Origin of the sequence: Exiguobacterium acetylicum (genome assembly GCF_022170825.1) — a bacterium.
Lineage (GTDB): Bacteria > Bacillota > Bacilli > Exiguobacteriales > Exiguobacteriaceae > Exiguobacterium_A > Exiguobacterium_A acetylicum_B.
The window spans coordinates 1,988,085-2,008,610 of record NZ_CP081878.1 but is presented as its reverse complement, the minus strand read 5'-3'; the positions used below and the strand labels follow the sequence as shown (position 1 = coordinate 2,008,610).

24 protein-coding genes are annotated in these 20,526 nt (G+C 46.3%); all 24 read left to right on the top strand.

Annotated elements, in window-relative coordinates:
* Positions 1-8: 8 nt before the first annotated feature.
* Positions 9-992: a flagellar motor switch protein FliM gene (gene fliM, locus K6T22_RS10660; protein WP_029342065.1), complete on the top strand. Its 984-nt coding sequence runs from the start codon at positions 9-11 to the stop codon at positions 990-992.
* Between the two features lies 1 nt (position 993).
* Positions 994-2,112: a flagellar motor switch phosphatase FliY gene (gene fliY / locus K6T22_RS10655; RefSeq protein WP_238237052.1), complete on the top strand. Its 1,119-nt coding sequence runs from the start codon at positions 994-996 to the stop codon at positions 2,110-2,112.
* 12 nt (positions 2,113-2,124) lie between these two features.
* Positions 2,125-2,490: a response regulator gene (locus tag K6T22_RS10650; protein ID WP_035407009.1), complete on the top strand. Its 366-nt coding sequence runs from the start codon at positions 2,125-2,127 to the stop codon at positions 2,488-2,490.
* On the top strand, positions 2,487-2,978 hold the full coding sequence (locus K6T22_RS10645) for a flagellar biosynthetic protein FliO (protein WP_238237051.1): 492 nt from the start codon (positions 2,487-2,489) through the stop codon (positions 2,976-2,978). Before K6T22_RS10650 ends, K6T22_RS10645 begins: the two co-directional genes overlap by 4 nt.
* Positions 2,975-3,643 carry a flagellar type III secretion system pore protein FliP gene (gene fliP, locus K6T22_RS10640; RefSeq protein WP_023468706.1) on the top strand — a complete coding sequence of 223 codons (669 nt, stop codon included), beginning with the start codon at positions 2,975-2,977 and terminating at the stop codon, positions 3,641-3,643. Before K6T22_RS10645 ends, fliP begins: the two co-directional genes overlap by 4 nt.
* An 11-nt stretch (positions 3,644-3,654) precedes the next feature.
* Positions 3,655-3,927, top strand: coding sequence for a flagellar biosynthesis protein FliQ (fliQ, locus tag K6T22_RS10635; protein WP_023468705.1), 273 nt, complete (start codon positions 3,655-3,657; stop codon positions 3,925-3,927).
* Positions 3,924-4,691: a flagellar biosynthetic protein FliR gene (gene fliR, locus K6T22_RS10630; RefSeq protein ID WP_238237039.1), complete on the top strand. Its 768-nt coding sequence runs from the start codon at positions 3,924-3,926 to the stop codon at positions 4,689-4,691. The genes fliQ and fliR overlap by 4 nt, the downstream gene beginning before the upstream one ends.
* 4 nt (positions 4,692-4,695) lie before the next feature.
* Entirely contained in the window at positions 4,696-5,787 is a 1,092-nt protein-coding gene (gene flhB, locus K6T22_RS10625) for a flagellar biosynthesis protein FlhB (RefSeq protein ID WP_238237038.1), read from the top strand.
* Positions 5,788-5,801: 14 nt separating this feature from the next.
* Entirely contained in the window at positions 5,802-7,826 is a 2,025-nt protein-coding gene (gene flhA / locus K6T22_RS10620) for a flagellar biosynthesis protein FlhA (RefSeq protein WP_238237037.1), read from the top strand.
* A 3-nt stretch (positions 7,827-7,829) separates the two neighbouring features.
* The gene (locus K6T22_RS10615) at positions 7,830-8,873 is read left to right on the top strand and encodes a flagellar biosynthesis protein FlhF (RefSeq protein WP_238237035.1); all 1,044 of its coding nucleotides are present in this window, start codon (positions 7,830-7,832) and stop codon (positions 8,871-8,873) included.
* Positions 8,870-9,724 carry a MinD/ParA family protein gene (locus K6T22_RS10610; protein ID WP_050677468.1) on the top strand — a complete coding sequence of 285 codons (855 nt, stop codon included), beginning with the start codon at positions 8,870-8,872 and terminating at the stop codon, positions 9,722-9,724. Before K6T22_RS10615 ends, K6T22_RS10610 begins: the two co-directional genes overlap by 4 nt.
* Before the next feature lie 21 nt (positions 9,725-9,745).
* Positions 9,746-11,749, top strand: coding sequence for a chemotaxis protein CheA (locus K6T22_RS10605; protein ID WP_238237034.1), 2,004 nt, complete (start codon positions 9,746-9,748; stop codon positions 11,747-11,749).
* 11 nt (positions 11,750-11,760) lie between these two features.
* Complete coding sequence (locus K6T22_RS10600; RefSeq protein ID WP_238237032.1) at positions 11,761-12,189, top strand: chemotaxis protein CheW; 429 nt, start codon at positions 11,761-11,763, stop codon at positions 12,187-12,189.
* Positions 12,182-12,790, top strand: a complete 609-nt coding sequence (locus tag K6T22_RS10595) for a chemotaxis protein CheC (protein WP_238237030.1) — start codon at positions 12,182-12,184, stop codon at positions 12,788-12,790. Before K6T22_RS10600 ends, K6T22_RS10595 begins: the two co-directional genes overlap by 8 nt.
* Complete coding sequence (locus K6T22_RS10590; RefSeq protein ID WP_238237028.1) at positions 12,783-13,265, top strand: chemotaxis protein CheD; 483 nt, start codon at positions 12,783-12,785, stop codon at positions 13,263-13,265. Before K6T22_RS10595 ends, K6T22_RS10590 begins: the two co-directional genes overlap by 8 nt.
* Before the next feature lie 13 nt (positions 13,266-13,278).
* On the top strand, positions 13,279-14,052 hold the full coding sequence (locus tag K6T22_RS10585) for a FliA/WhiG family RNA polymerase sigma factor (protein ID WP_047393832.1): 774 nt from the start codon (positions 13,279-13,281) through the stop codon (positions 14,050-14,052).
* Between the two features lie 11 nt (positions 14,053-14,063).
* On the top strand, positions 14,064-14,492 hold the full coding sequence (locus K6T22_RS10580; protein ID WP_238237027.1) for a hypothetical protein: 429 nt from the start codon (positions 14,064-14,066) through the stop codon (positions 14,490-14,492).
* Between the two features lie 129 nt (positions 14,493-14,621).
* Positions 14,622-15,356, top strand: coding sequence for a 30S ribosomal protein S2 (gene rpsB / locus K6T22_RS10575; RefSeq protein WP_012370721.1), 735 nt, complete (start codon positions 14,622-14,624; stop codon positions 15,354-15,356).
* A gap of 82 nt (positions 15,357-15,438) precedes the next feature.
* Positions 15,439-16,320 (top strand): translation elongation factor Ts, encoded by an 882-nt coding sequence (tsf, locus tag K6T22_RS10570; protein ID WP_029342048.1) that lies wholly within the window; start codon positions 15,439-15,441, stop codon positions 16,318-16,320.
* Positions 16,321-16,431: 111 nt separating this feature from the next.
* The gene (pyrH, locus tag K6T22_RS10565; protein ID WP_029342047.1) at positions 16,432-17,151 is read left to right on the top strand and encodes a UMP kinase; all 720 of its coding nucleotides are present in this window, start codon (positions 16,432-16,434) and stop codon (positions 17,149-17,151) included.
* A gap of 1 nt (position 17,152) precedes the next feature.
* The gene (gene frr, locus K6T22_RS10560) at positions 17,153-17,710 is read left to right on the top strand and encodes a ribosome recycling factor (protein WP_023468691.1); all 558 of its coding nucleotides are present in this window, start codon (positions 17,153-17,155) and stop codon (positions 17,708-17,710) included.
* 79 nt (positions 17,711-17,789) lie between these two features.
* Positions 17,790-18,530, top strand: a complete 741-nt coding sequence (locus K6T22_RS10555) for an undecaprenyl pyrophosphate synthase (RefSeq protein ID WP_238237025.1) — start codon at positions 17,790-17,792, stop codon at positions 18,528-18,530.
* A 19-nt stretch (positions 18,531-18,549) separates the two neighbouring features.
* Entirely contained in the window at positions 18,550-19,350 is an 801-nt protein-coding gene (locus K6T22_RS10550) for a phosphatidate cytidylyltransferase (RefSeq protein ID WP_238237024.1), read from the top strand.
* Between the two features lie 13 nt (positions 19,351-19,363).
* Positions 19,364-20,518, top strand: coding sequence for a 1-deoxy-D-xylulose-5-phosphate reductoisomerase (locus tag K6T22_RS10545; RefSeq protein ID WP_238237023.1), 1,155 nt, complete (start codon positions 19,364-19,366; stop codon positions 20,516-20,518).
* Positions 20,519-20,526: the final 8 nt, after the last annotated feature.

The following is a 20,526-nucleotide window of genomic DNA, read 5'->3' as shown; positions in this document are numbered from 1 at the left end:
GTGGCAGCATGAGCGAAGTATTATCCCAACATGAAATCGATGCCTTGCTATCAGCCATTTCAAGCGGAGATATGGAAGTCGAGGAAATCCGAAGCCAAGAGGAGCAGCGTCGTGTCAAAGTCTATGACTTCAAACGAGCACTCCGCTTTTCAAAAGACCAATTACGGAATTTGACGCGTATCCATGAACAGTTCGCCCGAGTGTTGACGACACATTTTTCTGCACAACTTCGGACGTACGTCCAGTTCACGGTCAATACAGTCGAGCAACTGCCTTATGATGAATTCATTCATTCCATTCCGAACATGACGTTGATCAATTTAGTGAACCTGCATCCACTTGACGGTAAAGTCTTGTTTGAAGTCAACCCGAACATTGCCTATGCGATGCTTGACCGTTTACTCGGAGGACCGGGTGAAGGAATGAACAAGATCGAGAACTTAACTGAAATCGAGACGCGGATACTGACGCAACTCTTTAAGCGCGCTTTTGTCCAATACGGAGCTGCTTGGGAGTCGGTGACGGAAGTCGAGGCGGAGTACGACGATTTAGAAATCAATCCGCAGTTTTTACAACTCGTTTCTCCGAATGAGACGGTCATCCTCGTATCGATTTACGTAACGGTTGGAGAAGTGAGCGGTACATTGAATGTCTGTTTGCCGTTCGTGACCCTTGAATCCGTTCTTCCGAAATTATCAAGTCATTATTGGATGCAACAAGAAAAACGAACGACAGCAGATAATCAAGAGTCTGAACACATGCAAACGCAGTTGATGAGTTCCGTCGTCGATTTAAAAGCAGTGCTCGGCCAAACAGAGCTTTCGTTTGGTGAATTGTTACACCTCGAAGTAGGCGATTGTTTATCCCTGAAGACACGAGCCTCGGATGCCGTCGATGTATTCGTCGATGACCGGAAGATGTTCAAAGCCCGACCGGGACTAAACGGGAAACACCTCGCTTTGCAAGTCTTACAACGAATTGAGGAGGAATAACATGAGCGATATGCTTTCGCAAGATGAAATCGATGCGTTGTTACGCGGAACACCATCAAACGATGAACCGCAAGATTCGGACGCAGAGGAAATATTAGATGATATGGAAATCGATGCGCTAGGGGAAGTCGGAAACATCTCACTTGGTAATTCAGCAACTGCTTTATCGGCATTGTTGAATCAAAAAGTAGAGATTACGACTCCACACGTCCGAATGATTTCGATGGAAGAATTACGAAGTCGTTATCCGATTCCGCACGTCGCGTTGCGTGTCGGCTATACGGAAGGATTTAAAGGAGAAAATGTCCTGATCCTGACACAGCGAGATGCTTCTGTCATTGCGAACCTGATGATGGGAGGCGATGGTGTCATTGATGAATCGCTTGAGATGGACCCGATTGCTCTATCTGCTGTACAGGAAGCAATGAATCAGATGATGGGAGCTGCTGCGACATCGATGTCGACTGTGTTCTCCATGCGAATCGATATCTCGCCACCTGCAGTGGAAATCTTTGATTTTTCACAAGATAAGAGCATCGTCGATAGCTTTTCTCTTTGGGAAAACATGGTCATCATCGAGTTTGATCTGAAGATTGGCACGATGATTGACTCAAAAATCGTTCAATTAGCACCGTTAGACTTTTCGAAGCAATTGATTCAAAAGCTCTTTAGTGCGAGTACGACCCAACAAGCAGAACCAGCACCACAAGCTACGACACAAGCGCAACCACAAGCGCAACCAACACCAACTCCAGTGATGGAACAACGAACGGTTGCCCCACCACCTGAACCGAAAGCAACGCCAGTCGGTGTCAGTCCGGTTCAATTTAGTCAGTTAGGTGAGATGGAAGTAGAGGGCACGCCAGGAAATATCGGAATGTTATATGATGTTCCGTTGAACGTCACGGTTGAGTTAGGAAGGACACGCCGCTCCGTTCGTGACATATTGGAATTAACACAAGGTTCTGTCATCGAGCTGGATAAGCTTGCCGGGGAACCAGTTGATGTTCTTGTCAACAATACATTGATCGCAACGGGTGAAGTGGTCGTCATCGAAGAGAACTTCGGTGTACGCATTACGGAAATCGTAAATACAAAAGAACGTCTTCGGATGTTCTAAGGAGGAACTAATATGAGTGCAAAAGTATTAATCGTAGACGACGCCGCTTTCATGCGGATGATGATCAAGGAAATCCTATCGAAGAATGGCTATGATGTCGTCGGTGAAGCAGAAAACGGACGCGAAGCCGTCTCGAAATATAAGGAATTGACACCGGATCTCGTCACGCTAGACATTACGATGCCTGAAATGGACGGAATCTCTGCACTTAAAGAAATCAAAGCATTCAATCCGGCTGCTAAAGTCATCATGTGTTCGGCAATGGGGCAACAGTCGATGGTCATCGACGCGATTCAAGCAGGTGCGAAAGATTTCATCGTCAAACCGTTCCAAGCGGATCGTGTGCTTGAAGCGGTCTCGAAAACTGTCTCGTCATGAAAAAAGTGACTTTGCTGATTTGTCTCCTGTTTCTGCTCGCGCTACCTGTCCAGGCTGAAACGGTCGAAGAAAAATTGAATCCAACTCAGAGTGATGCACCGACGACTCAGCAAGTCGATGAGAGTCCTTCCATGGCGTTGACCATCTTTAAAGGAGTCGTCGTTCTGATCGTTTTGATCGGCGGATTCATCCTCGTGACACGATTCATCCATGAACGGACACGAGGTGTCAGACATTCTGGTCGATTGACTCATCTAGGTGGTGTGCCACTTGGTAAAGATCGATCGGTTCAATTAGTTAAGGTGCAGGACAAGATTTATGTCGTAGGCGTTGGTGAGAACGTACAACTATTGGATACACTCGATGATCTAGAAGGATACGAACCGATGGATATGGAAGAGTCTTCCTCTAAATCATCGCCTTCACCGTTTCTTGAGACGTTTAAACAACAACTCGAACAACTGCAAAAGAATCGAGGGCGCTCATGAATACGATTGAAAATCTGATTTCACTTGATACTCCGTCAGGAACAGCGACATCGATTAAACTACTCGTTTTGTTGACGTTGTTGTCACTGGCTCCTTCATTACTTATTCTGATGACCTGTTTTACGCGTGTCGTCGTCGTGTTATCGTTCGTCCGTTCAGCTCTTGGCACACAACAGACCCCACCGAACCAGCTACTCGTCGGTCTTGCTTTGTTCATCACGCTGTTCGTCATGTCGCCCGTTTTATCTGAATTAAACACAACGGCTCTTAAACCGTATATGGCAGATAAAATCAGTCAAGATGAAGCATTTGATAAAGCGGGAGATACGATGAAACGATTCATGTCGAAGCACACGCGAACGAACGATTTAGAGTTGTTCTTAAAATACGGTAATTATGAAAAACCGGAAAAGATTGAAGACATCCCACTTGTCGCACTTGTTCCAGCATATGCGATCAGTGAATTAAAAACGGCGTTTCAAATTGGATTTATGATCTTCATTCCTTTCCTTGTCATAGACATGGTCGTCTCAAGTGTCCTGATGTCGATGGGGATGATGATGTTGCCGCCGGTCATGATTGCGTTACCGTTTAAGTTATTGTTATTTATTTTAGTTGACGGCTGGCACCTGATCGTTGAATCGTTGCTTGTCAGTATGCGTTAGGGGGAGAGAAGATGACTCAAGAAATGATTATTCAGCTAGCAAGTTCTGCTGTCTGGACATTATTAAAAGTATCGGCCCCCTTGTTACTCGTCTCGCTCGTTGTCGGTCTGCTCGTAAGTATCTTACAGGCGACGACTCAGATTCAGGAACAGACGTTATCGTTCGTTCCAAAGATCGTTGCCGTCTTTTTAGCACTCGTTTTTTTCGGTCCTTGGATCATGCAGGAGTTACAGACCTTTACGATTGATTTATTTAAGCAAATCGCTGAGGTTTCCCGAAAATGACGTTACTTTCTTTCCTGAGTGTCTTTCTGCTCGTTTTTGGACGAATCGTCGGTTTTCTCGTTGCGGCTCCGTTGTTTTCGTCAAAGCAACTACCGGCGCAACATAAATTAGCGCTGGCGGCAGGTCTATCTTACTTTGCTAGTTACGCTGTGAAAACAGATGTCCGCGTAGAAGACTTCGATTTTTTCTTTCGAATGGGAACGGAAGTCCTGATTGGTCTAGCTCTAGGGTTACTTGCCAGTTTTTTATTGTATGCCCCACAAATTGCTGGTTCGATCATCGATTTGCAGATGGGACTTGCGATGGCTTCGGCTTATGATCCGATGTTTGGTGGACAGTCCCCCATCGTTGGACGATTTTATTACATGCTGACATTACTTGTCCTGCTCGCTTCTGATATGCACCTGATTTTACTTGACGGTATCTACACGAGTTTTCAAATTTTTCCGCCAGGTAGCCTGATTGCGGTATCGGGCGACGCAGGAATGAGTCTTGTCATCCGTGTCGTCGGTCTTGCGATGTTGACTGCCTTACAAATGGCAATGCCACTGGTCGTTTCACTATTTTTAGTCGATCTCGCACTCGGTTTCCTAGCGAAAACAGCACCCCAGTTCAATATTTTTGCCATTGGTTTTTCCGTCAAACTGTTGATGGGATACGCGATTCTGTTTTTATTAGCAGGTGCAACGATCACAGGAATCGGTCGATTCGTCCCATTACTACAAGATGTACTTGCAGATGCCATTCGATTACTAGGAGGTTAAGGAGATGTATACATATCGATTACGCCTTGACCTTCAGTACTTCGCTGGTGAGAAGACGGAAAAGGCGACACCTCGAAAGCGGGATGACTCTCGCAAAAAAGGACAGGTCGCAAAATCAGCGGATTTGACGAGTAGTATCATGTTATTCGCGATGTTTCTCGTCCTCTATTTTTTCGGTCCGTTTCTAGGGCGACGATTCGTACTCGTGTTGCAAGACGGTCTCAGTGCCAGCCAAGTCTTGCAGGCTGTCGAGGCGGGACGAATTGAACAGATTTTAGTTGAGATGCTGATTCAGATGGGTATTCTCGTCGCACCGTTCTTCTTAACAGCGGTCGTCATTGGTATTCTCGGGAACTTCGTCCAAATTGGTGCGCTCTTAAGTGGTGAAGCGATTCAACCTAAACTAGATCGTATTAATCCACTGCAAGGTGTCAAACGCATCGTCAGCGTCAAAGCACTTGTCGAATTTTTAAAATCGGTGTTTAAACTGCTTGTCATCGGTGTGACGAGTGGAACGGTCTTATGGAACAACAAGGTCGAGATTTCACGGTTAACCTCGGAACCAATCGGCGATGCTTTAGCTATCATTGGTCATTTAACATTCTTACTTGGTTTGTCGGTCAGTATTGCCTTGATCGCGTTAGCTATTCTTGACTTTGCTTATCAAAAATTTGATTTCGAGAAGTCGATCCGAATGAGTAAACAGGATTTAAAGGATGAGCATAAGAATACGGAGGGTGATCCTCAAATCAAAGGAAAAATCAAACAACAACAACGGGAGATGGCGATGCGGCGGATGATGCAAGAAATACCAAATGCCGATGTCGTCATCACGAACCCGACGCATTATGCGGTAGCGATCCAGTACGACGATGGAAAACATATGGCACCGATCGTCGTTGCAAAAGGCGTAGATGCTGTCGCGTTCCGGATTCGGGAGAAGGCGACAGCAGCTGATGTCCCGATTGTTGAAAACCGTCCGCTTGCGCGGGCGTTGTTCGCACAATCAGAAATTGGTATGGCAGTGGATGAAACGTTCTATCAGGCGCTCGCTGAAACACTCGCCTTTGTCTATCAACTGAAACAAGCAAAATGAAAGGATGAAGCATCATGAGTATATCAACACGAGATTTAACCGTTCTGCTAGGCGTCATCATGATCGTCTTCATGCTCGTCATTCCACTGCCTGCTATCATGCTCGATTTTTTAATCATCATCAATATCTTAATTGCTTTGATGGTATTACTCGTTGCGATGAACGCTAAAGAGGCACTAGAGTTTTCTGTCTTTCCGACACTATTACTGATCGTTACACTGTTTCGTCTGGCACTTAACGTCTCGACAACACGGGCGATTCTGTCAAACGGAAACGGTGGCGAAGTCATTGAAGCATTCGGTGACTTCGTCGTCGGCGGTAATGCTCTCGTCGGCTTCGTTGTCTTCTTGATTCTCGTTTTGATTCAGTTTCTCGTCATCACAAAGGGATCGGAACGAGTCTCAGAAGTGTCGGCACGTTTTACGCTTGATGCGATGCCCGGTAAACAGATGGCAATCGATGCCGATTTAAATTCCGGTATGATCGACGAACTCCAAGCACGGACTCGTCGTCAAAAGATTCAGTCTGAAGCAGACTTTTATGGTGCGATGGACGGGGCATCGAAGTTCGTTAAAGGAGATGCGATTGCCGGAATCATCATCGTCATCATCAACTTGATTTTCGGAATGATCATCGGTGTCGTCCAGCAAGGATTACCGCTGACGGATTCAGTCGAACTGTATACATTGCTAACAGTTGGTGATGGTCTCGTCAGTCAGATTCCTGCGCTATTGATTTCAGTTGCGACCGGTATCATCGTCACCCGTTCGACATCTGACGGAAATCTCGGTGAAGATGTCATCGGTCAATTGACACGGACACCACTCCTCGTTGGAATTGCAGCAGGAGCGATTTTCTTACTCGGATTGTTCACGGCGATTCCAGATTACGTCACGATGCCGATTGCAGCGTTGTTCGGATTCTTTGCTTGGCGGATGAAGCAGACGACGAAGACGATGCAAGAAGAAGTAGCTGTCGAAGAAGCACCAAGCGAAAACTTACGTTCAAGCGAATCAGTCATTTCCTTACTGAATGTCGATACGATTGAATTCGAATTCGGTTACGGTTTGATTCCACTCGCTGATGAAGCACAAGGGGGAGACTTACTTGATCGTGTCGTCATGATTCGAAGACAACTGGCACTTGAACTTGGATTCGTTCTACCGACCGTTCGGATTCGCGATCATCTTCAGTTATCCCCGAACCAGTATCGAATCAAGATTCGTGGAAGTGAGATGGCGAGTGGAGAGCTATTACTGGATCATTACTTGGCGATGAGCCCAGGTGTCGATGATCCAGAAATCCGCGGCATCGATACGGTCGAACCGGCATTCGGTATGCCGGCGCTCTGGATTGATGAACAGACACGGAGCCGAGCAGAAATGTCAGGCTATACGGTTGTTGATCCACCATCTGTCGTTGCGACACATTTAACGGAGCTCTTGAAGAAACATGCAGCTGAGTTACTCGGTCGAGAAGAGACGAAACAGTTGGTTGATCATTTGAAGGAATCACATCCGATTCTAGTCGAGGAAGTCACACCACAACTGTTATCCATCGGGGAACTTCAAAAAGTATTCGTGCAATTATTAAAAGAGAAAGTCTCGATTCGAAATCTACCGTTGATTTTCGAAACACTCGCGGACTATGCAACGGTGACAAAAGATAGTGAACTGCTTGCTGAGTATGTCCGTCAGTCCTTGTCGCGTCAAATTACAGAACAGGTCATGCAAGGAGAGGTATTACATGTTGTGACGGTCTCAAGTGAGATGGAACTCGACATTCAATCGGCTATTCAAAAGACGGAATTCGGTAATTATTTAGCGCTTGATCCCGAAAAAGCGACACGATTCATTGAGACGTTGCAAGAGCGAGCAATCGAATTCGAACGTTACGGGGCACATCCAATCATCCTGGCTTCTCCAAGTATCCGGATGTTCGTTCGCCAATTGACAGAGCGCTATTTCCCGGATGTTCCAATTTTGTCATATAACGAGTTGATGCCGACAATTGAAGTCAAGAGTATTGGGGTGATTTAAGCGATGATAGTCAAAAAAGTCACGGCGAATTCCGTTAGCGAAGCCATGGAACGCATCAAACGCGAACTCGGTAACGATGCCATCATATTAAATACGCGCCACATTAAAGTGGGTGGGATTTTTGGTTTATTTGCGAAGAAAAAAGTAGAGCTTGTCGCGTCAGTTGATGAACACGTCTCGAACGAACCGATTGTCTCGAAGCAAACAACGAGTCGAAAGGACATTGTGGAAACAATCCAACCGATCCCAATGCGTCCGACAATCGTTACGGTCGGTGAACGACCGTTACCGAAAGAATTACGACATTATGCACCTTTATTGGCAGAACCAGCATTACAGCAGGTGTCGGAACAACTACATGAGCGATTACTGACTTCGTATTATCAGACGCAACAAACAGAATTAACGGATCTTTTGACGGAGGAAGTTAAGTCGGCACTACGTATAACAACGTCTACTGCACGATACATCATGCTGACAGGACCGACTGGTGTCGGAAAGACGACAACTATCGCTAAACTCGCTGCCCATCATACGCTCATTAAAAATCAACGAGTCGGTCTCATCACGACAGATACGTACCGGATCTCAGCAATCGAACAATTGAAGACATACGCAGATATATTGGGCATTCCGATTCATGTTGCGTACGACTTGGAAGATTTCGAACGAGCGAAGCAGGCGCTCGCGACCTGCGATATCGTACTTGTTGATACAGCGGGACGGAATTTTCTTGATGAAGCGTACGTAGAGCAATTACGAAGTCGTCATGACTTTGAGGATACGGACGTCTTCTTAGTCCTTAGTTTGACAGCTAAATATCGAGATTTATTACAGATCCACGATCGTTTCAGTAATATTCCCTTATCAGGGATCGTATTTTCGAAAGCGGACGAAACGAGTGAACTCTGGTCGATGTTCGGACTCATGACAGAGACGGAGTTACCCATCTATTGTGTGACGACGGGGCAAGAAGTGCCAGAAGACATCACGTTCGCTACTGCGGATGAGTTATCCCGAATGATCGTCGAGAGAGGGATGAGATGATGCGAGAAGATCAAGCACGTGTCCTACGCTCAAAAGTGACGGTCAAGGAAACAAAGACGATTGCGATTGTGAGTGGAAAAGGTGGCGTCGGAAAAACGAATGTGGCGGTAAATCTTGGCGTGGCATTATCGTTACAAGAAAAACGAGTACTCTTGATTGATCTTGATATCGGGATGGCGAACATTGGTATTCTATTCGGTAAATCATCGAAGTCATCCTTGATGGAATGCGTCAAACGACGAGAATCACTCCAGCACGCAATCGTTGAACAGTCGCCATCCCTTCATTTCATTCATGGCGGGAGTGGATTTGCGGAACTGACGAATCTGACGAAGGAGGATGTCGTGTTCCTACTGCGGGAATTCCAATTTTTCTATGAGTATGATTTTGTGTTGCTCGATTTAGGAGCCGGCGCCAATCATCAGACGTTCGATTTTATCAGTAGTGCAGACGAAGCCTGGTTGATCGTCACGCCAGAGCCGACTTCAATCATGGACGGTTATGCGTTCGTCAAACTGGCACACCATCATGCGACGGATCTTCCGATTTCCGTAGTCGTCAATCGGGCGACGAATGGTGGAGAAGCACTTGAAACGTTTGATCGACTAGCGCTCGTCAGCCAACAATTTTTACAAAAGCCACTGCGCTTTACCGGTTTTTTGCCGGAAGATCCGACAGTCGTCAAAGCAGTCAAGGCACAGATGCCATTTTACTTGATGGATCGAACGAGTGACGTCAGTTGGCGACTCGATCATATCACGACGTCTCTAACAGGTGTACAAGTCAAAGAACGGAAGTTTTTAGATCGATTGTTACATCGTCTGAAAAAACGAAAAGATCATGTCCGTTAAGATTAAAGGAGGGTATCAGTCATGGACTTAAATGAATATGTGGGGTTGTTCCTCGATGAGTCGATGGAGCATTTACAAGCTATTAACACAAGCTTATTGGTTTTTGAAGAACGATTAGACGATGAAGCGGTCATCGATCAAATTTTCCGTTCTGCCCATACGCTAAAAGGGATGGCAGGAACGATGGGATATGATGCGATCGCTGATTTGACGCATGAGATGGAGAGCGCCCTTGATTTAGTCAGATCGAAGAAACAACCTGCTACAGCTGAGTTGATTGATGTTTTATTCGTAGCTGCTGAGCAACTTGAGACGATGGTAGAAGACATCAGCCGCGGTGGAAAAGGAAAACTCGATGTTACGGAAACCGTAAAACGGTTACAACAGTTCATTCGTCCCAATCAAGAAGAAGTCATTCCGGTTACGCAATCGACAGCATCGCAAACGTTCGAATGCGATGTCTATTCGGAAGCAGTCGTCAAACAATCGATTGCGTCAGGTTATCAAGCCTATATCGTCCAAGTCGAACTTTCAGCAGACGTCATCTTAAAAGCGGCACGTGTCTACATGGTCTTTGATCGTTTACAACAGCTAGGAGATGTCATTTTGTCGAATCCGACATCTGATGAACTGGAGCAAGAACATTTTGAGACGTCATTCTCTGTTTTATTCGTGACGCAACAAGAACAAGCAGTCATTCAAGAAGCTGTCGCTTCTGTATCGGAAGTTGCTTTGGTGACGATTGAGACGTTTGAAGCAGCACCGGAGGCGGAAGTCGCAACGTCAACGCTTCCACAGGAAGTTCCTGTAGCGACACCGATTGCTGCAACGACACCTAAATCAGAGTCATCAGAACAAACAGACTTATCTGCACCGGTTGCTTCGAAAACGATTCGTGTCAATCTGGAGCGAATCGATCGTTTGATGAATCTGTTCGAAGAGTTCATCATCGACCGCGGACGTTTGGAACGCATTGCAGCAGAAGTCAGTTCTCCTGAATTAACAGATACGGTCGAACGCATCAAACGTGGCACGAACGAATTACAATCACTCGTTTTAACGTTACGGATGATGCCGATCGAACAAGTATTCAATCGTTTCCCACGAATGGTGCGATCCGTATCGAAGGATGTTGGAAAACATATTAAATTACACATTACAGGTGCAGAGACGGAACTTGATCGTACGGTCATCGATGAGATTGGTGATCCACTCGTTCATTTAATTCGTAACGCGATTGACCATGGAATCGAAAACAAAGCAGAACGAATTTTAGCGAATAAACCGGTCGAAGGAAATCTGTCGTTGCGTGCTTATCATTCCGGAAACCGAGTCTTCATCGAGATTGAAGATGACGGAGCAGGTATCAATCATGAGCGCGTTACACGAATTGCCATTGAAAAAGGATTGATCACGGAAGAAGAAGCAATGCAATTAACGATTGAAGAAGCTTCGATGCTCTTGTTCGCCCCTGGTTTCTCAACGGCAGAAGAAGTCACTGACCTGTCTGGTCGTGGTGTTGGTCTAGACGTCGTCAAATCGAAGATTGAATCACTTGGCGGAGAAGTATTCGTTGAGACGCGGCGCGGAGAAGGAACGATTTTCCGCATCAGTTTACCGTTAACACTATCCATTATCTCAGCCATGCTCGTTGAGCTCGGACAAGAAACGTATGCGATTCCACTGACTGCTATCATCGAGACGACATCTTTAAAGAAATCAGCTATTTTACAAGCGCACCGGGAAAAAGTGTTCGATTTCCGCGGACAATTAGTTCCACTCATTTCGTTAAACGAAGTTTACGGATTGCCGCAACATGAAGCAGAAGCCTATTCGGTCGTCGTCGTCCGAAGTGGTGAAAAATTAGCAGGATTGATCGTATCCGAATTGATTGGTCAACAGGAAATCGTCATGAAACCACTCGGCAGTTATCTAGAAGGTATTCGTGCTATTTCTGGTGCGACGATTCTTGGAGATGGACAAGTCGCGTTGATCATTGACAGCAATGCACTATTACGGAAGTGAGGGGAACGAAGATGGAACAAAAATGGGTTGTTTTTCAATTAGAAGATAATGCATATGGTATCGATGTACAGTCTGTTCGTTCAATCGAACGACTCATCCCGATCACACGGATTCCGAACGCTGCCTCTTATGTCAAAGGGGTCATTAATTTGCGTGGTGTCGTCACTCCCGTAATTGATCTACGTGCTCGTCTTGGATTCGAGACGATGGAGGAGACGGAAGAGACACGCATCATCATTGCCACTTTGGAGCACGGAGATGCGGGGTTCATCGTCGACCGTGCAAATGAAGTCGTCGAATCAACTGATGTTCGCATCGAGCCGCTCAGTGAGCAAAAGCAGGAGGATGCCTCATATTTGACTGCGGTCGCAAAAGGCGATCAGCAATTGTTTTCGCTGATTGAACCGAATCGTCTATTTGAGGACATCGTACATGCTTAATCCAAATGAACGGGATATTTTACGGGAAGTCGGAAACATTGGAGCCGGTCACGCTGCGACAGCACTCTCCACCTTACTCGGACAACCGATCGAGATCGAAGTACCTTCCGCTGAGCTTGAGGATTTTTCTACGATCATCGAGCGAAGTGGAGGAGCGGAGACGTATACAGCAGGTGCGCTATTGCGTTTTTCTGGAGATATTCAAGCGACGTTACTTTTTTTAATGCCACTTCGTGATGCAGAGAAGCTGGTTAGCCAGTTGATGCAGACGGAATTCCACTTTTTTTCCGATTCCCACGAAATGGGGGTTTCCGCTTGGGAAGAAATTGGGAATATTTTGATAGGGGCGTACGCGCGCTCCATATCGGATTGGCTCGATTTATCCCTTCACGTCAGTGTACCTGCTTCGGCATTTGACATGGTCGGTGCATTACTTGAAGTAGCCTTGCTAGAATCGACGACACCAGGAAATATGGCTGTCTATATCGATACGCATCTGTCTAGTGCGGGAAACGATTTGACCGGATACTTACTCCTGTTGCCTGAAGCTAATGCTTTTCAGACCGTCTTCGAACGATTGGGTGTGGACATGAATGGATGAAATCGTACGGATTGGCATTGCGGAATATGCCATCAGTAAACACCCCGTCATTTTACGGACAGCAGGACTCGGATCGTGTGTAGGCGTCGTCATTTACGATCAAGAACGAGGGTTATCGAGCATGGCGCACGTCATGTTGCCCGATTCAGCGATTAGTCGAAATCAGGCGCTTGAAGTCGGGAAGTTTGCCGATACAGCAATTTTAGAAGTAGCCCGTCAACTACGAGCAAGCGGAGCAATTCGCTTACGTGCGAAGATTGCTGGCGGTGCTCAAATGTTTCAATTTAAGTATGAGCATGAATCGATGCGGATTGGCGAACGTAACATCGCTGCCGTCAAAACCATGCTACAACAAGTCAAAATTCCACTCGTTGCTGAAGATGTTGGCGGCACGAATGGACGAACGATCGAGTTCCACTCACAATCAGGGCGTCTCGTCATCCGGACGGTGAATGTCGGGACGCTGGAAATCTAGAGGAGGAATGGTCATGCGTGAGGAATTACAACAACTTTGGGATCGATGGCTGACCACTCGCGATATTGCGGTGGCTGACCTGTTACTTCACAATTATGAACCACTTGTTCAATACCATGTTCAGCGCTTAAGTGCGACATTACCTAAAAGTGTCGACCGAGACGAGTTAAAAAGTTTAGGGATGATGGGATTGTACGATGCGCTTCAAAAATTCGATCAAAATCATAATAATAAATTCGACACGTATGCCGCCTTTCGGATTCGAGGAGCCATTTTGGATGGACTTCGTAAAATCGATTGGTTACCACGTTCGTTACGGGAAAAAGCAAAACGGGTCGAGGCAGCAGTCGAGATCCTAGAACAATCCTTGCAACGGACACCGACGTTAGACGAAGTTTCTTCCATCGTCGATATGACGCCAGACGAGGTCAAGGGTGCACTAGCAGAAAGTTATTTTGCGAATGTATTATCGATTGATGAAGCAGTCACGTTACAGGATGAGGGGAAAGCGATGACCGTCTCCTATCTTGATCCAGATACTGCTACTCCGGAAGATATGTTGTTGATGCGTGAATTAATTGCTAAACTGGCGGAGGAAGTAGAAGGACTGTCGGAAAAGGAACAACTCGTCGTTTCGTTATTTTATTATGAGGAATTGACATTGACTGAAATTGGTGAAGTCCTTGGACTATCCACGTCTCGTATTTCACAAATCCATTCAAAAGCACTTCGTAAGTTGAAAAACGCGCTCGGAAGTGCCTACTTAGCAGATCGTGTCGCCATGTGAAAGGAAGAATTATGACTGTCGTTTATATCTTATTAGCTGCTCTTGTCTGTTATGCGCTGCTGGTGTTGTTTCGCCAGCAGGCAGCGCTCAAAGACCGGATCACGCGCTTAGAACGTGAAAAAAATGAGACGGAGCAAATCCTGTTGCATTTCATGGAACATGTCAACGCCATGACGGAGACATCGATGAAGGAATCGAATGAACAAAGCGATCAAGTGACTGATGTATCTCCACAAATGGTGCAGGCGGCTACGTATGAAAAGACGGAAATCCGTGAAATGGAGCAGTCGATTTCAAAGGAACCTCCATTGACAGATGTCAAACAGGCTTTACGAGATGGAGCGGATCTTGAGACACTTGCGCGGTCGTTGAATCGAGGGACGGGTGAGGTCGCTTTGATTGCCAAACTTTCTCATCAAACGAAGGTTGCTCCTCGTTAATCTTTATGCTATATTAGTCTACGGTGTTAATTACGCACGCATGTATCGCCAGCTGCGGTGCCTTTAATAGGTTAGCTGGACAGACGATCATCGCGGAGGACATCCAAAACCCAAAAGGAGGAATTCATCATGGCAGTAATCTCGATGAAACAATTGTTAGAAGCTGGTGTACACTTCGGTCACCAAACACGCCGTTGGAACCCAAAAATGGCAAAATACATCTTCACAGAACGGAACGGAATCTACATCATCGACCTTCAAAAAACGGTCAAAAAAGTAGACGAAGCATATAACTTCATCCGTGAAGTAGCGTCTGAAGGCGGAAACGTTCTTTTCGTTGGTACGAAAAAACAAGCTCAAGACACTGTGAAAGAAGAAGCGATCCGTGCAGGTCAATACTTCATCAACGAACGTTGGTTGGGTGGAACTCTCACGAACTTCTCTACAATCAAAAAACGTATCAACCGTTTGAAACAACTCGAAAAAATGGAAGAGAACGGTACATTCGAAGTTCTTCCTAAAAAAGAAGTCATCATTCTTAAAAAAGAAATGACTCGTCTTGAGAAATTCCTCGGCGGTATCAAAGATATGCCAGGCGTTCCGGATGCACTCTTCATCGTTGACCCACGCAAAGAGCGTATCGCGATTGCAGAAGCACATAAACTCAACATCCCAATCGTTGCGATTGTTGATACTAACTGTGATCCAGACGAAATCGACTACGTCATCCCAGCGAACGACGATGCGATCCGTGCAGTCAAATTGCTCACTGGTAAAATGGCTGACGCAATCCTCGAAGTTAAACAAGGCGAAGATAACGTAGCACCTGAAACTACTGAAGAAGTAGTAGCAGACGCTGAGTAATTCGTGATGCCAGGTGATAAAGGGAATCGACCTTTTATCACCTTTTTTTTGAAACTAAGGACGTTATAAGGAGGAATATCGAATGGCTATTACAGCAGCAATGGTTAAAGAACTTCGTGAAAAAACAGGTGCAGGAATGCTCGACTGCAAAAAAGCACTCGTTGAAACTGACGGTGACATGAACGCAGCAGTAGATTTCTTGCGTGAAAAAGGGATCGCTAAAGCAGCGGCAAAAGGCGATCGTATCGCAGCTGAAGGATTGACTGCAGTTGCAGTTGACGGAAACAAAGCAGCACTCGTCGAAATCAACTCAGAAACAGACTTCGTCGCGAAAAACGAACGTTTCCAAACACTCGTTCAAAACATCGCGGATGCGGTTCTTCGTAACGGTTCTGAGACTGCTGAAGCAGCTCTCGCTTCTGAATACGAAGCAGGTAAAACAATCGATACGTACATTTCAGAAGAAGCTTCTACAATCGGAGAGAAAATCTCACTCCGTCGCGTAGCGCTCTTCACAAAAGCAGATGACGCAGCATTCGGTTCTTACCTCCACATGGGTGGACGCATCGGTTCAGTCGTCGTTATCGAAGGTACGACAGACGAAACAGTTGCAAAAGACGTTGCAATGCACATCGCAGCAGCTCGTCCACTTTACGTTGACCGCACTTCTGTCACAGAAGAAGAAAAAGCACGTGAAGAAAAAGTCCTTACTGAGCAAGCATTGAACGAAGGAAAACCAGCTAACATCGTTGAAAAAATGATCGTTGGTCGTATGAACAAGTTCTTCGAGGAAATCTGCCTCGTCGATCAAACGTTCGTTAAGGATCCAGACTTCAAAGTTGGTAAATACGTAGAATCTAAAGGCGGTAAAGTCGTGTCATTCGTACGCTTCGAAGTTGGAGAAGGTATGGAAAAACGCGAAGAGAACTTCGCTGAAGAAGTTATGAACCAACTTAAAAAATAAGAATCGGGATCATCCTGATGACAAGAGAAGGAACACGTATGCTTCAATCCACTTTCGTGTGGAAGTGGTTCGTGTTCCTTTTTTACGGAATTTAGCAAGGGGGACATAGTCATGCAACCGAAATATAACCGGATTGTGTTAAAATTGAGCGGAGAAGCGCTCGCAGGAGATCAAGGGTTTGGGATCAATCCTGTCATCGTCAAATCTATCTCGGAACAGATTCGCGAATTAGTTGAACTGAACGTTGAAGTAGCGGTCGTCGTCGGAGCTGGAAACATTTGGCGTGGCAAAACAGGTGCAGAACTTGGGATGGACCGGGCCAACGCCGATTATATGGGGATGCTAGCGACAGTCATGAACTCGCTTGCGCTTCAAGACAGTTTAGAAGACGTAGGTGTCGAGACACGCGTTCAAACATCGATCGAAATGCGCCAAGTAGCAGAACCTTATATCCGCCGCCGTGCGATGCGTCATCTTGAAAAGGGACGCGTTGTCATCTTTGCAGCAGGAACAGGGAACCCATACTTCTCGACTGATACGACGGCTGCCCTTCGTGCAGCAGAAATCGAAGCAGAGGTCATCTTGATGGCGAAGAACAACGTCGATGGTGTGTACTCAGCTGACCCGAACGTTGATCCAGAAGCGAAGAAATTCGAAACGCTCTCTTACTTGGATGTCTTAAAAGATGGACTTCAAGTCATGGATTCTACAGCAACATCACTTTGTATGGACAATGACATCCCGCTCATCGTCTTCTCGTTGATGGAAGAAGGCAACATCAAACGCGTCGTCATCGGTGACGAAATCGGGACAATCGTAAGGGGGAAATAATATGTCAAAAGAAATCTTAAAACAAGCCGAAGAACGGATGGAAAAAGCACATCTTTCACTTAAGAAGGAACTTGCGACACTTCGTGCAGGGCGTGCAAACGTTGCGATTTTAGATCCTGTTCAAGTCGAATACTACGGTTCGCCAACACCACTCAATCAAGTGGCGAACGTCAACACACCAGAAGCACGTTTGATTTTGATCACTCCTTGGGATAAATCGATGGTCAGCGAGATTGAAAAAGCAATTCAACGTGCTGATCTTGGTCTTGCACCGTCATCTGATGGTACGGTCATCCGTCTGGCGATTCCGCCACTAACGGAAGAGCGCCGGAAGGAACTCGTCAAACTCGTCAAGAAGTATACGGAAGAAGGTAAAGTTGCCCTCCGTAACATTCGTCGTGATACGAACGAGCAGTTAAAGAAACAAGAAAAAGATGGTGCATTGACAGAAGATGATCTGCGTGGATACACAGAAGATGTTCAGACGTTGACAGACAAGTTCGTCAAACAACTTGATCAGACGGCAACGGAAAAAGAACAAGAAATCATGGAAGTATGACGCAACGGATCGTCATGGGGGGGACTCTTTGTCACACGAAGAGTCCCTTTCTTCATAATTGAGAGAGGAGGAAGTGCGGATGTTTCAATGGTTGAATCAGACGAAAGAAACCGAAACCTATGAACGGGTGCCTGAACACGTTGCTATCATCATGGACGGAAACGGTAGATGGGCACAAAAACGCGGACTTCCGCGTATCATGGGACATCGCGAAGGTATGAAATCAATTCGTGAAGTCGTTCGGGTTGCAAATGAACTCGGCATTAAGAGTTTGACGTTATATGCCTTCTCGACGGAAAATTGGACGCGCCCAGAAGAAGAAGTGAGTTTTCTAATGAAGCTACCGGCACAATTTTTAGAGTCGGATTTAAAAGAGCTCGATGCGCAAAATGTCAAGGTCGAGGTAGCAGGAGAAGTATCACGCCTCCCTCATTTCACGCGCGAGGCAGTTGAACAAGCGAAACTGGATACGCAACACAATACAGGACTTCGTCTGATTTTCGCTCTGAATTATGGAGGACGCGATGAGCTCGTTCAAGTCATGCAAAAACTGGGCGCCCAAGTCCAGGCAGGATCATTGTCACCGGATGCGATTACACCGGAGACGATCGAGCGCGAGTTAATGACAGGATCCGTAACCGATGTCGATTTCGTCATTCGGACGAGTGGAGAACAGCGGTTATCGAACTTCTTACTCTGGCAAGCAGCGTATGCAGAGTTTTATTTTACAGATGTCTTGTGGCCAGAGTTTCGTCGAGATGCTTTCTTGGCAGCAATCGAAGACTATAATCAACGGACACGCCGGTTCGGCGGCGTCTGATTAAATGAGGAACTAGCTTATGAAAACTCGAATTATCACAGGGATATGGGCAGGCGCCATCTTTTTGGCGCTTCTGTACATCGGTGGACTTCCCTTTTTAGCGTTTATGGCAATACTGACGATTCTCGGTTACACCGAGCTCGTTCGGATGCGGCAATGGAGCGGCTCACGGATTCCACGGATTTTATTCGGGATCGGTACGTTATTACCATTCGTCGGTATCTACGAAGAGGCAGTTGATCGGACACTCCCAATCGGACTTTCACCAATCGCTTGGGCAATGATCATCTTATTGATCGGTCTCTTTTGGAATGTGTTCTCGAAAAATGTCTTTACGTTCGATGATGTTGCCTTTTTATTGCTGACTGCCGTTTATGTCGGTGTCGGCTTTGCATCATTCGCGTATATTCGTTTACTTGAACATGGATTAACGTGGTCACTGTTGATCATTCTCTTAATCTGGTTTACGGATTCGGGAGCATACTTCGTCGGGAAACGATTCGGTAAGAGCAAATTATGGCCATCGATCAGCCCGAACAAAACGATCGAAGGCGCCGTCGGTGGCGTATTGCTTGCCATCTTACTCGGTGTCGTGTTCGAGAGTATCGAACCGACAGTTGGTTTTGGAAAAGTCATACTACTTGCTATCATCGTTGCCGTTGTTGGTCAACTTGGTGATTTGGTCCAGTCAGCCTATAAACGCCATTATGGTGTAAAGGATTCTGGAACGTTGCTACCAGGTCATGGCGGTATTTTAGATCGGTTCGACAGCATGATGATCGTCTTTACGGTTCTCGTCGTACTCGATATCTTTGCTTGAGGAGGCGCTTCATATGAAGAAAATCAGTATCATCGGCGGGACAGGATCGATTGGTACGCAAACGCTTGACGTCATTGCGGCTAATCCTGATCTTTTTGAATTGACGAGTTTCGCATTTGGACGTAATACGACGGTTGCTGTACCATGGTTGAACCGTTTGCAACCGATGCTTGTTGGCGTTCAAGATGAAACGACCCGGCAAGAACTTGAACGTCATTTAACATACAAGCCAACGATCGTTATTGGCGCAGAAGGGCTGCTTGAGATCGTGACGCATCCAGAAGTCGATACGGTCATTACGGCGGTCGTCGGAGCCGTTGGACTACGTCCGACGCTTGCAGCGATTGAGGCAGGTAAAACGATTGGTCTAGCAAATAAAGAAACACTCGTCACGGCAGGGCACCTTGTCATGAAGCTCGCGCGCGAAAAAAACGTAACGATTTTACCAGTCGATAGTGAGCATGCTGCGATTTTCCAATGCTTGAACGGGGAACGACGTGAGGATGTCCGTCAAATCATCTTGACGGCGTCAGGCGGGAGCTTCCGCGATCAATCACGTGAAGAACTGGCAGACGTGACGGTCGAACAAGCACTAGCGCATCCGAACTGGTCGATGGGTGCAAAAATCACGATTGATTCCGCGACGATGATGAACAAAGGGTTCGAAGTCATTGAAGCGCATTGGTTATTTGATGTCGACTATACGGATATTGATGTCGTCATCCACCGGGAATCCATCATTCACTCGATGGTTGAGTTCAACGATGGGGCAGTCATGGCTCAGCTTGGCATGCCAGACATGCGGGAGCCGATTCAGTACGCTCTTACATATCCGTCTCGCCTTGAAATCCAAGGGGGAGAACGGTTAAACTTAAAGGAAATCGGACGCTTACACTTTGCTGATGCTTCATTCGAGCGCTATCCGTTGTTACGACTTGCTTTTGAAGCGGGTCAAGCCGGTGGTTCGATGCCATCAGTACTCAATGCTGCGAACGAACAAGCAGTGGACCGTTTTTTAAAAGGGGACATTCGCTTTTTAGAAATCGAAGCGAGCGTTGAGGCGGCGCTTCAAGCTCACGACCTTATCGAGGAGCCATCCTTGGATCAAATCCTTGCGGCCGATCGATGGGCGCGTGAGTTCGTATCGTCTCTTACATTCGCTAACTAAGGATGGGA

Excerpts from the sequence above, each read along its gene's own strand:
- fliM (WP_029342065.1), top strand. The coding sequence starts at position 9 with ATGAGCGAAGTATTATCCCAACATGAAATCGATGCCTTGCTATCAGCC.
- fliY (WP_238237052.1), top strand. The coding sequence starts at position 994 with ATGAGCGATATGCTTTCGCAAGATGAAATCGATGCGTTGTTACGCGGA.
- K6T22_RS10650 (WP_035407009.1), top strand. The coding sequence starts at position 2,125 with ATGAGTGCAAAAGTATTAATCGTAGACGACGCCGCTTTCATGCGGATG.
- K6T22_RS10645 (WP_238237051.1), top strand. The coding sequence starts at position 2,487 with ATGAAAAAAGTGACTTTGCTGATTTGTCTCCTGTTTCTGCTCGCGCTA.
- fliP (WP_023468706.1), top strand. The coding sequence starts at position 2,975 with ATGAATACGATTGAAAATCTGATTTCACTTGATACTCCGTCAGGAACA.
- fliQ (WP_023468705.1), top strand. The coding sequence starts at position 3,655 with ATGACTCAAGAAATGATTATTCAGCTAGCAAGTTCTGCTGTCTGGACA.
- fliR (WP_238237039.1), top strand. The coding sequence starts at position 3,924 with ATGACGTTACTTTCTTTCCTGAGTGTCTTTCTGCTCGTTTTTGGACGA.
- flhB (WP_238237038.1), top strand. The coding sequence starts at position 4,696 with ATGTATACATATCGATTACGCCTTGACCTTCAGTACTTCGCTGGTGAG.
- flhA (WP_238237037.1), top strand. The coding sequence starts at position 5,802 with ATGAGTATATCAACACGAGATTTAACCGTTCTGCTAGGCGTCATCATG.
- K6T22_RS10615 (WP_238237035.1), top strand. The coding sequence starts at position 7,830 with ATGATAGTCAAAAAAGTCACGGCGAATTCCGTTAGCGAAGCCATGGAA.
- K6T22_RS10610 (WP_050677468.1), top strand. The coding sequence starts at position 8,870 with ATGATGCGAGAAGATCAAGCACGTGTCCTACGCTCAAAAGTGACGGTC.
- K6T22_RS10605 (WP_238237034.1), top strand. The coding sequence starts at position 9,746 with ATGGACTTAAATGAATATGTGGGGTTGTTCCTCGATGAGTCGATGGAG.
- K6T22_RS10600 (WP_238237032.1), top strand. The coding sequence starts at position 11,761 with ATGGAACAAAAATGGGTTGTTTTTCAATTAGAAGATAATGCATATGGT.
- K6T22_RS10595 (WP_238237030.1), top strand. The coding sequence starts at position 12,182 with ATGCTTAATCCAAATGAACGGGATATTTTACGGGAAGTCGGAAACATT.
- K6T22_RS10590 (WP_238237028.1), top strand. The coding sequence starts at position 12,783 with ATGGATGAAATCGTACGGATTGGCATTGCGGAATATGCCATCAGTAAA.
- K6T22_RS10585 (WP_047393832.1), top strand. The coding sequence starts at position 13,279 with ATGCGTGAGGAATTACAACAACTTTGGGATCGATGGCTGACCACTCGC.
- K6T22_RS10580 (WP_238237027.1), top strand. The coding sequence starts at position 14,064 with ATGACTGTCGTTTATATCTTATTAGCTGCTCTTGTCTGTTATGCGCTG.
- rpsB (WP_012370721.1), top strand. The coding sequence starts at position 14,622 with ATGGCAGTAATCTCGATGAAACAATTGTTAGAAGCTGGTGTACACTTC.
- tsf (WP_029342048.1), top strand. The coding sequence starts at position 15,439 with ATGGCTATTACAGCAGCAATGGTTAAAGAACTTCGTGAAAAAACAGGT.
- pyrH (WP_029342047.1), top strand. The coding sequence starts at position 16,432 with ATGCAACCGAAATATAACCGGATTGTGTTAAAATTGAGCGGAGAAGCG.
- frr (WP_023468691.1), top strand. The coding sequence starts at position 17,153 with ATGTCAAAAGAAATCTTAAAACAAGCCGAAGAACGGATGGAAAAAGCA.
- K6T22_RS10555 (WP_238237025.1), top strand. The coding sequence starts at position 17,790 with ATGTTTCAATGGTTGAATCAGACGAAAGAAACCGAAACCTATGAACGG.
- K6T22_RS10550 (WP_238237024.1), top strand. The coding sequence starts at position 18,550 with ATGAAAACTCGAATTATCACAGGGATATGGGCAGGCGCCATCTTTTTG.
- K6T22_RS10545 (WP_238237023.1), top strand. The coding sequence starts at position 19,364 with ATGAAGAAAATCAGTATCATCGGCGGGACAGGATCGATTGGTACGCAA.